The organism is Rhodoferax sp. (genome assembly GCF_018063565.1).
GTDB lineage: Bacteria > Pseudomonadota > Gammaproteobacteria > Burkholderiales > Burkholderiaceae_C > Rhodoferax.
This window is the reverse complement of the sequence record NZ_JAGPBB010000099.1, coordinates 1-10,888: the sequence shown is the minus strand read 5'-3', so window position 1 is coordinate 10,888 and position 10,888 is coordinate 1. Positions and strand designations below refer to the sequence as shown.

Annotated in this window: 7 protein-coding genes; 2 read left to right on the top strand and 5 right to left on the bottom strand. The window is 56.3% G+C overall.

The features are described 5' to 3' along the window. Nucleotides 1-594: 594 nt before the first annotated feature. Together KBF66_RS16700 and KBF66_RS16695 are read right to left on the bottom strand one after the other, a co-directional pair. On the bottom strand, nucleotides 595-1,053 hold the full coding sequence (locus KBF66_RS16700) for a (2Fe-2S)-binding protein (RefSeq protein WP_296659892.1): 459 nt from the start codon (nucleotides 1,051-1,053) through the stop codon (nucleotides 595-597). A 15-nt stretch (nucleotides 1,054-1,068) separates the two neighbouring features. Then, entirely contained in the window at nucleotides 1,069-4,350 is a 3,282-nt protein-coding gene (locus tag KBF66_RS16695; protein ID WP_296659889.1) for a molybdopterin cofactor-binding domain-containing protein, read from the bottom strand. A 186-nt stretch (nucleotides 4,351-4,536) separates the two neighbouring features. Here KBF66_RS16695 and KBF66_RS16690 point away from each other — a divergent pair, with 186 nt between their 5' ends. After that, on the top strand, nucleotides 4,537-6,069 hold the full coding sequence (locus KBF66_RS16690) for a nucleobase:cation symporter-2 family protein (protein ID WP_296659886.1): 1,533 nt from the start codon (nucleotides 4,537-4,539) through the stop codon (nucleotides 6,067-6,069). Between the two features lie 145 nt (nucleotides 6,070-6,214). Beyond that, entirely contained in the window at nucleotides 6,215-7,162 is a 948-nt protein-coding gene (locus KBF66_RS16685) for an N-carbamoyl-D-amino-acid hydrolase (protein ID WP_296659884.1), read from the top strand. Between the two features lie 16 nt (nucleotides 7,163-7,178). Here KBF66_RS16685 and arcC read toward each other — a convergent pair whose 3' ends face one another. From arcC to dpaL, 3 genes are read right to left on the bottom strand one after another with little or no spacing between them, the layout of a single operon-like run. Continuing rightward, on the bottom strand, nucleotides 7,179-8,108 hold the full coding sequence (gene arcC, locus KBF66_RS16680; RefSeq protein WP_296659881.1) for a carbamate kinase: 930 nt from the start codon (nucleotides 8,106-8,108) through the stop codon (nucleotides 7,179-7,181). A 5-nt stretch (nucleotides 8,109-8,113) separates the two neighbouring features. Beyond that, nucleotides 8,114-9,532, bottom strand: coding sequence for a dihydropyrimidinase (gene hydA / locus KBF66_RS16675; protein ID WP_296659878.1), 1,419 nt, complete (start codon nucleotides 9,530-9,532; stop codon nucleotides 8,114-8,116). Nucleotides 9,533-9,537: 5 nt separating this feature from the next. Continuing rightward, nucleotides 9,538-10,734, bottom strand: coding sequence for a diaminopropionate ammonia-lyase (gene dpaL / locus KBF66_RS16670; protein WP_296659873.1), 1,197 nt, complete (start codon nucleotides 10,732-10,734; stop codon nucleotides 9,538-9,540). Nucleotides 10,735-10,888 lie beyond the last annotated feature (154 nt).

Here is a 10,888-nt window from a genome sequence, read left to right as displayed (position 1 = left end):
ACCTCGATCAGGCGATCATCGGTTTTGTGGTAGAACTGGCTTTCGGCAATGTCAAAGATGGAGCGACTGACCCGAAACTCTTCAAAGATACGTTGCAACAGTCCCTCGAACGGAACGGGCCGCATGATGTCGCTCATGATGATCTCCAATAGCTGAGTGATAGGCTGGGCACACGCAAAGCGTGGTGTTCTGTCGCTTGTCTGCAAGTTTCGGGCCAAAGGCAGCGCACACATGAATTCGCACCCGGCCCATGACCCACCCCTTCACAACGGCATTGGCGTGCTGTGCGCTGCTGGTCAGCAGCGGTGTTTTCGGTGGCCCGGCTGGATGCGCGGGATGGACGGACGCAGGATCAAATCAATAGCGATAGATCAGTTTGATAACTTGCGGGGCCGTTTGAAGCCCGATCGGAAAGTGATTTGCAGCAGCCAAAGAAATACACCGAAGCAGGCCGATAACTCCGTAACCGCCTTTTTCTACAAATCTTATGATGAAATTCTGCTCTAGCCCTTATCAAATATGCGTAAGCTGCTACTGTAGTTGATTAGTAGCCAATCGAGAACCTTGTTGTCGCGACTTGTTTTTTGCCAGCACTCAACTGTCAATCACAGCGTGCAGCGATTGCAAAATGGGTTGATATCCCGTGCAGCGGCAAATGTTGCCTTCCAATGCGTCCAGCAATTCCTGGTCGCTGGGCTTGGGGTTTTTATCCAGCAAGGCCTTGGCGCTCATCAATACGCCAGGGGTGCAGAAGCCACACTGCACGCCGCCATGTTCAACGAATGCGGTTTGCAGTTTCTGGCCCAGGCTGTCTGATGCCAATCCTTCGACCGTTGTGATCGTGGCGTCATCGCACTGCGCGGCCAACACGAGGCACGAACAGACCGCGTCGCCATTCATGATCACCGTGCAAGCGCCACATTCACCCACCGCACAGCCTTCTTTGGTGCCGGTCAGGTCGAGTGACTCCCGGATAAAGTCGAGCAGGCGGGTACTGCCATCCACCTCGCCGCTGACGGTTTTTCCATTCACTTGTAAAGAAATTTTGCTCATCACTTTTCCTTGGGGTTATAGCCCGATTTGTGCCCGGACTTTGTTCATTTGGTCGCGGAAAATATTCAGATAAACCGGCTTTTTGTACTCAGCAGACCAGCGTCCACCAATCGCGTCTTCAATCAATTTCCCCAGCACTGTCAGCGCCTCTGCAACACTTGCGTCATTGAGCGCTTTGCCCAGCAAAACCTGTTCTACCGAGGTGAGACGTTGAGGCTTGCTCAATAACGCACCATCGACCAGGCGGCACAAACTGACTTTGCCGCCGCCGTCAAAGGCCAGCAGGCTGGTCAGGCTCAGGCGGGTGATATTCAGTGCGTTGCGACGACCCAATTGTTCATAGTTTTGAACCATGTCGGCGGGGGGGGCTGGCAAAATAACTTCGACCAGCAACTCGCCTTTTTGCAGCTTGGTTTCGTAGCCGTTGGTGATGAAATCAGCCACCGGCATCCGACGCTTGCCTGTCGCCGACTGCAGCACAACGTCTGCGCCATAAGCAATCAGCGGCGGGACCGAGTCCGCGCAAGGTGCTGCGTTAACAATGTTGCCACCGATGGTGGCACGGTTGCGAATTTGGTTAGACCCCACGGAGTGACACGCTTGAACCAGAAGCGGATAACGCGCTTGCACCAAAGGGTGCTCGGTCAATTTGTTAAACCAAACGCCGCCACCAATCACCACCGAACCATCCCGTTCTTCGATATGGCACAACCCAAGAAGCTTGGCAATGTTGACCAGGTTTTGTGCGGTGGACTTCATCCGTCCCTGAACCATCACGTCGGTAGCGCCAGCCACCGCCGTCACGTTCGCCTCAGTTAACATTTGCAACGCCTCGTCAAGCGAGGTGGGCGTGCGAACGCTGATGTTGTTCAAACGCAGTACTTGTTTCGCCACGTCAGAGGAGACTTGATGTTTGCACATCACTTTTTCGCTTTGACGCACCGGCTTTTTCAGGTTGTAGCCCAAAAACACTTGCTCCAGCGTGAGCGGCAGTTTGTTAAATGAGGTACCCAACGCAAAATTGACCGCATTGTTGATGGCCGCCGCCGCTATTTCGGTGGCTGGCTCACCAATGCTCTTGGCACCGAATGGACCATCGGGGTCATGGTTTTCAACGGCAAAGACATCGATCGGCGGAATGTCCTTGATGGTTGGCAGCAAGTAGGAGTCAAAGTTTTCTGACTTGACGATGCCGTGCTCAATATTGAAGTCTTCCAGAATACCGTAGCCGCAGCCTTGCGCGATGCCGCCACACACCTGGCCCTCATAACCCACCGGGTTGATGACCTTGCCCACATCATGCACGGCCGTGACGCGCTGCATGGTGATTTTGCCGGTACTGGTGTCAATGGCAACTTCGGCAATATTGCAGCCATAAACCCAGGTGAAATAAGGGCTGCCGGTGCCATTTTCTTCGTCCCAATGGATGTCGGGGGCGGCAAACCAGCCGTAGTCCGCCAAATTGACCGATGCCCATTTGGTGGTATTCACGGCTGCGACGAACGAGACACTGTGATCTGGCTGTGCCTTGTTGAAAATTTTGCCGTCGCGCCATTCGGTTTCAGCCAGGCTCTTGACTTTGATGCTGTCCCCGATGACACCGACGATGCGCGCCTTGATCTTCTCGGCGGCGTCCACCACGGCACGCCCGCCCATCAAGGTTGCCCGCGACGCTACGGTTGGGCCACCGTCAGCGATGACCGCTGTTGGGGGCTCGCTAAAAATCACATCTTTCAGGGTGACACCAAACGATTCAGCGGCGATCAGAGACATGGTGGTTTGCAGCCCTTGCCCGTTTTCAGCCACCGAAGTTGACACGCTGATGCTGCCATCATGGTTGACCTGAACCAGCGCAGTGCCGGTGTCAACGCCTTCAGCCCCCATGGAGCAACCACGGTAACTTAAGGCCAGGCCGATACCGTATTTGATGGTGCCACCTTCGGCATTGCGTTTTTTGCACTGCTCGCGTTTTTCCTCAAATTTAGCATTCGTGACGGCTTTGTTCAAAACTTCGCCAATAGAAACGACATGCTTGGTGAAGGCTTGGCCAGTGATGCTTTGGTCGTCTTGCCTGAGCATGTTGAGCTGTCGGATTTCGATGGGCGACATATTGAAATGCCGGGCAATTTCATCCATCAAAGATTCATTGGCATAGATGATCTGCGGCGAACCAAAGCCGCGCATCGCCGACGTGTAGCTGTTGTTGGTATAGATACCGGTGGTATCCACACGCACGTTGGCAATGTTGTACGGCCCAGCCGCCTGGACCACGGAGCGCCAGGTGACAAATGGCGTTGAGGCCGCATACCCGCCCCCGTCTGCCAGGATATCGACCTTGATGGCCAGGATGCGGCCACTGTCATTGAGCCCCACCTTGTATTTCATCTTGTACGGATGTCGTTTGCAGCTCTCGCGGATGGACTGTTCGCGGGTGTAAGTGAATTTGACCGGCCGCCCGGTCAAGGTCGCCATCAGTCCTGCGCGACAGGACAGGTGGTCAATCACATCGTCCTTGCCGCCAAACGATCCGCCCATCACGGCGCGCTTGATGTTGATTTTGGACTGGGCAATCCCCAAAAAGCCAGCGACAAAACTCCGCACACGGTGCGGGTTTTGCACCGAACCGGTAATCACCAGTGTTCTTTCCGTGGGGTCGATGTAGGCGGTGATGGTTTCAGGCTCAATATAGGCGTGTTCCTGAAAGCCGACTTCGTAGTCACGCTCAATAATATGGGTCGAAGCGGCAAACCCGGCTTCAATATCACCCTTGGCGGTGTGGTGGTGGTTGATGCGGTTGTTTTCGGCGTGCGCGTGAATGCGGCGTGCACCCGGTTTGATGGCTTCTTCGATGGTGGTGATGGGCTCGTAGGGCGTGTAACTGACCTTGATCATGTCAGATGCCAGGCAAGCCGCTTCGTAAGAGGTGGCGGCAATGACCGCAAGCACATCACCGTGAAAGACGATTTCATCTTTCACGATGGGCAAGTAATCTTTGACAATGACACCCACTACGGGGTTGCCGGTGATGTCTTTGTAGGTGGCGATGCGCACGACACCTTCTACTTTTTCGGCATCAGAGGTATCGATGGACACAATTTTGCCGGCTGCGATATCGGTGTAACGACACACGCCGTACAGCATGCCAGGCAGCTTGATATCGTCACCGTAAATGGCCGAGCCCGTTACCTTGGTAGCGCCATCAACCCGAGGAACCCGGTGGCCGAGTACGGTGGTGTACTCGGTTTTTCCAGGTTCAAGAGGGCCAGCGCTTGGTTCAATGAGTGTCGTGGTATTCATGCATACTTCCTGTCGGTGGTGCAAATTGCAACAGAGTCTCCAAACTTTCCCTTAGGTCGTCAAGCATATTCGATGCCATCGCATGGATCGACGTCGCGCTCACAGTTCGCAACCTACTGGCACTAATATTGCGTGATCGGCCTGTCGAATGTCCTTCAATTTGCAGGTTTTTCTTTGGAGAGAGCTATGTCAGACTTAGTTTCAGGCCGTGGCGGTGTCCATCCGGTGGACGAGATGCTGCCAACCGGCAAACTCGCCACACTCGGCATGCAGCACGTGCTGGTGATGTATGCCGGTGCGGTGGCGGTTCCTTTGATTATTGGCCGCGCGCTCAAACTGAGTCCGCAGGAAGTGTCCATGCTGATTTCAGCGGACCTGTTTTGCTGTGGTCTGGTCACCTTGATTCAGGCTTGGGGCGCAACGCAGTGGTTTGGCATTCGCTTGCCGGTGATGATGGGTGTGACATTTGCCGCGGTGGCACCGATGGTGGCCATGGCCAACTCAACCCCCGGCGCAGAAGGGGCGCGGCTGATTTTTGGCTCGATCATTGGTGCTGGTTTTGTTGCGACCTTGATCGCACCGTTGGTCAGCCGAATGTTGCGCTTTTTCCCGCCCGTGGTGACTGGCACCATCATCACCATCATCGGCATTAGCTTGATGCGTGTAGGTATCAACTGGATCTTTGGGAACCCGTTCGGGCCGACCGCCCCGAAGATCGTCAGCCCGGAACACGCCCAATGGTTGAACAACGTGGCCTCCATGGCCAACGCTGCTGTGACGCCAGCCTCCGGCACGGCCCCTCTGGCCACGGTGGTTCCCGCAGTACCCAAAGGCTTGTCGCTGGTTGGCACGATGGACAACCCCAAATACGCCACGCTGCTGGGCATTGGCGTGTCGGCCATCGTGTTGATTTCCATCCTGCTGATTTCGAAATTTGGCAAGGGGTTTGTCAAGAACATCTCGGTGTTGTTGGGCATCGTGATCGGTGCTGTTGTGGCGGTTGCCCTCGGCATGATGAATTTTGACAATGTTGCCAAGGCGGCTTGGTTTGACGTTGTTCTGCCATTCCAGTTTGGCGTGCCGATCTTTGATCCGATGCTGATCCTGACAATGACGCTGGTGATGCTGGTGGTGATGATCGAGTCCACCGGGATGTTTTTGGCGCTGAGCGACATGACGGGCAAGGAAGTGGGCCAGGTTGACCTGGCGCGAGGTTTGCGCACCGATGGTCTGGGTACCATGCTTGGTGGTATTTTCAATACCTTTCCCTACACCAGCTTCTCACAAAACGTTGGCCTGGTAGGCGTCACCGGCATCAAGAGTCGCTTCGTGTGTGTGGCGGCCGGTCTGATCATGGTGGTGCTTGGGCTTCTGCCAAAGCTGGCGGCCTTGGTCGAGGCCCTGCCAACCGTGGTACTGGGTGGTGCCGGGCTGGTGATGTTCGGCATGGTCACAGCCACGGGTATTCGCATTTTGTCGAGCGTTGATTTCAAAACCAATCGCGACAACAGCTTCGTGGTTGCCGTGTCGATCGGTATTGGGATGATTCCACTGATCGCGCCAAACTTCAAGCAATGGATGCCGCACGGCATGCATCCGCTGATTGAATCCGGCATTCTGCTGACCTCGATGTCTGCATTGTTGTTGAATTTGTTCTTCAATGGCTCGGAGGATCACCGGAGCGAGAGTATTGCAGCGGCAAAGATGTCCGAGGATTGATGACTCGTCGCTGCCTTGATAGTCACCAATCATCAAACGGTGACTATCAATTTGAGATAGTGACATGGATTGATTTGATAGCTACGAAGCGATTTCAATAACGCAACGGCAATCCCCGCGAACTTGCATGAACAGGAAATAGCCCATGAGTCGAAAATTGATTGTCGGTGCCGCTCAACTTGGCCCCATTGCGCGCAGCGACAGTCGCCGCGTGGTGGTCGGGCGATTGGTTGAACTGATGCGCGAAGCCAAGGCTCGTGGTTGCGATCTGGTCGTCTATCCGGAACTGGCACTGACGACATTTTTTCCGCGCTGGTACTTCGAGCAGCAAGACGAGGTAGACACATGGTTTGAGCGGGAGATGCCTGGGCTCGACACGCAGGCCCTGTTCGACGAGGCGCGTCGCCTTGCCATCGGTTTCTATCTCGGGTATGCTGAACTGGCTGAGCAGGACGGTCGGGTGCGCCACTTCAACACCTCAATTCTGGTGGGCAAGAGCGGTGAACTGATCGGCAAGTACCGCAAGATTCATCTGCCCGGCCATACTGAAAACGAACCGTGGCGGCCTTTTCAGCATCTCGAGAAGCGTTATTTCGAACGCGGTGATCTGGGGTTCCCGGCCTTTCAGGCGCAGTTCAACGAGCACCAGGGCATCTTTGGCATGGCGCTATGCAACGACCGACGCTGGCCGGAAACCTATCGGGTCCTCGGCTTGCAGGGGGTCGAGATGGCATTGATTGGGTACAACACACCGCTGCACTACGCGCAGGTGCCCGAGCATGATCATCTGCAAGCGTTTCACAATCACCTGTCTCTGCAGGCGGGTGCCTATCAGAACGGAATGTGGGTGGTCGGCGTAGCCAAGGCCGGCATCGAGGAGGGCTGCGACCTGCTCGGTCAAAGCTGCATCGTGGCACCCACCGGCGAGATTGTCACGATGTGTTCAACGGTTGAGGACGAGTTGATTACTGAATCCTGCAATCTGGACCGCTGTCGCGAAATCAAGGAAAACGTGTTCAACTTTGAGCTGCATCGCGAACCCGACACCTACCGGCTCATTGTGGAAACAAAAGGGGCCATCAAGCCTTTGTAGCCCGCAGCCCCGTTATTCAACCAATCACTGTTCCGGTCTTTCCTTCAATTCCGTCCTTGGCAGTTGTCAATTTGGTAATGAGTGCCTGACGACCCGGCCGAGACGATGCAAATGACAAGGCGGCCTCCACCTTTGGCAACATCGAACCTTTGGCAAAATGGCCCTGCGCCGCGTACTCCCGCGCCTGCTCGACGCTCAACCGATCCAGCCATTGCTGATTTGGCTTTCCAAAATTAATAGCAACTTTTTCAACCGCGGTCAGGATGATCAGCAAGTCGGCGTCAATCAGCTCACCGAGCTTGGCGCTGGCCCAGTCTTTGTCCACGACGGCCGACGCACCTTTGAGGTGATTGCCATGCCGGGTTACCGGTATGCCACCACCGCCAACCGTGATGGCGATTTGCCCAGCCCGCAGCAAGGCTTGCACGGTTTCTTTCTCAACCACATCAACGGGCTTGGGTGAAGCCACCACCTGGCGATAACCGCGCCCGGCGTCTTCCTTCATGTGCGCGCCTTTGGCGATCATCGCATCTGCTTCTTCTTTGGTAAAGAAGGAGCCGATGGGCTTGCTCGGGTCGGCAAATGCCGGGTCGTCGGCGTCCACCACGACTTGTGTGATCAAGGTGACCACCGGCTTTTCAATGCCCCGACTCAACAATGTTTCACGCAAGGCATTTTGCAAGTCATACCCAATGTAGCCCTGACTGAGTGCCACGCAAACGGACATCGGCAAAATCGGGGAATGCACAGAGGTCTTGGATGCAGCCTCGAATGCGACCTCAATCATGCCGACCTGGGGACCATTGCCATGGGTGATGACAAGTTCATGCCCCTGTTCGATCAGGTCCGCGATCGCGTTGGACGAGGTCTGCACGGCAGCCATTTGCTCGGCCAGGGATTCGCCCAGGGCGTTGCCGCCGAGCGCCAAAATAATCTTTTTTCCCATGGTGTTCAGACCCCAAAAGTTGAATTGAAAGGACCGTGTTGAACCAGCGCCAGGTCAAAAGGCTTGCGCGCCAAAAATTGCCCCGCACCGACTGCGCCGGTGAACTGGCCTTCGTGTGCGACCACTTTGCCACGGCTCAGGGTGGTCACCAGCATGCCCTGACACGTCATACCTTCGTATGGCGAGTAATCCACGTTGTCATGCATATCCGCGTGCCGCACGGTATGGCTAAGCCGTGGGTCGATGATGACGACATCGGCATCGGCACCGACAGCCAGGTGGCCCTTGCGTGGCCACAGTCCAAACAGCTTGGCTGGCATCGTGCTGGTCAAATCCACCAACCGCGAAACCGAAATCCTGCCCTTCATCACGCCTTCGGAGAACAGTAGCGCCATCCGGTTTTCAACGCCCGGCAGTCCGTTCGGGCAGCGCGAAAAGTCGTTTTGTGCCATCTGCTGGCGCTGTTGATACGGGAAGGTGCAGTGATCGGTGGCCACCGTGTCGATGCTGCCGTCAATCAAGCCGCACCACAACTTTTCGAGTTCGCTGCGGGGGCGCAGTGGCGGGCTCAGGATGTACTTCAGCCCATCCTCGCGCAGGTAATGGCTTTCATCGAGCAGCAAATACTGCGGGCAGGTCTCCACCCATACCGGCTGCCCGGCAGTGCGTGCCAGCCGCAGGTATTCCAGCCCCAGCCCGTTCGACAGATGAACGATGTAGAGCGGCGCATCACCAGCCAGGCGAGCCAGATTGATCATGCGCGCAATGGCTTCGGCCTCGCACTCCAGCGGGCGGCTGCGCGCATGGTCGATGGGCGTACCGTGGCCAGCAGCCAGCAACTGCGCACGCCGGGCAGCGATGGCGGCATCATTTTCCGGATGCACAGTCGCCAACGCCCCGATCTGGCCCAGGCGTGTCAAGACCCTCAAGGCATCGGTATCGTTGAGCTTGTGCCCGTAGGTCAGATAAAACTTGAAGCTGGAAATGCCCTCGACGTCAACCATGGCGCGCATTTCTTCCAGAATCTTTTCATCGACATGCTGGATCACGCCATGGAAGCTGTAGTCAATTGCGGCCTGACCGGCAGCGGCTCGGTGATACACCTCCAACTGATGGTGCAGGCTGCACCCGGCGGGGCCAAAGCCCATGTGGTCGATGATGGTTGTCGTACCGCCACAGGCTGCCGCCCGTGTGCCGCTGAAAAAATCATCGCAACTACGGGCAATGCCAACATCGATGTTGAAATGCGTGTGCACATCGATGCCACCCGGCAGCACGAAGCAGCCAGCCGCATCGGTCACTTCTGCACCTTCGACTGCCAGATCTTGCCCAACAGCGCTAACGCAACCGTCCTGAATCAACAAATCCGCTTGGAACGCAGCTTCGGCGCTCACTACCGTCCCGTTTTTGATGACTCGTTTCATTGGCTTCAGGCGCAGGGGTAGCGACCCGCCCAAACGACATCACGGTAGCCACGTTGGTCGGTGTCACCCTCTGTGCTGATCAATAACACCACCGAATCTTTATCCAGTTTGAACTGCCGCAACAGTGCCTGACGGTCGGGCGCGTAATGAACCGCGGCCAGTAAGCCCATGCCAATCGCACCAGACTCACCGGACACGATGCGTGGATCATCGTCGAGCGGGTTGCCCAGCACACGCATGCCCAATGCGGCCACGTTGTCGGCACACGAAACGAACTGTGATACGCAATTTCGCAACAGGGGCCAGCCAATCGGGTTGGGTTCACCGCAGGCCAACCCCGCCATGATGGTGGCCATGCGTCCGCCGACCTTGACGATTTCACCTTTGATGCCAGACAGGTACAAGCAACTTGCCAGCTCAGGTTCAACGACCACCGTGTGCAGCTTTTTGGCACCAAACACATCGACCAGATAGCCAAGCACGCCAGCAGCCAGGGCGCCAACGCCAGCTTGCAGAAACACGTGGGTCGGCCGCTCTATGCCCATCGCCTGCATCTGTTCGACCGCTTCGTCTGCCAGTGTTGAGTAACCCTGCATGATCCAGGTCGGAATGCGCGTATACCCTTCCCAGGACGTGTCCTGAACGACCTCCCAGTTGCGCTCAAGCGCGATTCTGAGGCTATAGCGGACCGTATCGTCATAGTTCATGTCGGTCACAATGCACTCGGCACCCAGCCGAGTGATGTGGTCCTGGCGCTCCTGTGATGACCCCTGCGGCATGTAGATGACGGCGTTCTGACCAAGCTCCCGTGCCGACCAAGCCACACCACGGCCATGATTACCATCGGTGGTGGTCGCGAAGGTGGCTTTTGGATAGCCGCTGGCACGGAACTTTTCGATGGTGAAATCAGCCATGTTGATGTCGTAGCGCTCGCACAGCAGACGCGCAATCGCATACGAGCCGCCCAGCATCTTGAAGGCATTGAGCCCGAAACGCTGCGATTCATCCTTGACCAGAACCTTGTTGACACCCAACATTTGCGCAAAGGCGTCCAGCGCCCGCAGCGGTGTTGGGCCATAACCTTTGATCTTGCTGTGAAAGGCCCGCGCCTTGCGGGCCTCTGCACGACAGAACGTGGGTGAGCTTTCCCCTGTGAAGTTGCGGTTTTCCGCAACGTCCAGCCTCATTCTGAAAGCCGACATGGCTGCTTACCTTTCGTCTGGGCGAATTACCTGACCCTTGGTTGAGCATCCGTGAGCAGTTGAGCCAGCACCTGAGCGGGTTTGGCGTACTTGCGCGCCAGGATCATGGCCGCGATGATGTAGGGCTTCCAGCTCGCTTCCTTGTAGGTGGCAA

Bases quoted from the DNA above. Each gene is read 5' to 3' on its own strand.
- KBF66_RS16700 (WP_296659892.1), bottom strand. From the start codon at position 1,053: ATGAGCAAAATTTCTTTACAAGTGAATGGAAAAACCGTCAGCGGCGAG.
- KBF66_RS16695 (WP_296659889.1), bottom strand. From the start codon at position 4,350: ATGAATACCACGACACTCATTGAACCAAGCGCTGGCCCTCTTGAACCT.
- KBF66_RS16690 (WP_296659886.1), top strand. From the start codon at position 4,537: ATGTCAGACTTAGTTTCAGGCCGTGGCGGTGTCCATCCGGTGGACGAG.
- KBF66_RS16685 (WP_296659884.1), top strand. From the start codon at position 6,215: ATGAGTCGAAAATTGATTGTCGGTGCCGCTCAACTTGGCCCCATTGCG.
- arcC (WP_296659881.1), bottom strand. From the start codon at position 8,108: ATGGGAAAAAAGATTATTTTGGCGCTCGGCGGCAACGCCCTGGGCGAA.
- hydA (WP_296659878.1), bottom strand. From the start codon at position 9,532: ATGAAACGAGTCATCAAAAACGGGACGGTAGTGAGCGCCGAAGCTGCG.
- dpaL (WP_296659873.1), bottom strand. From the start codon at position 10,734: ATGTCGGCTTTCAGAATGAGGCTGGACGTTGCGGAAAACCGCAACTTC.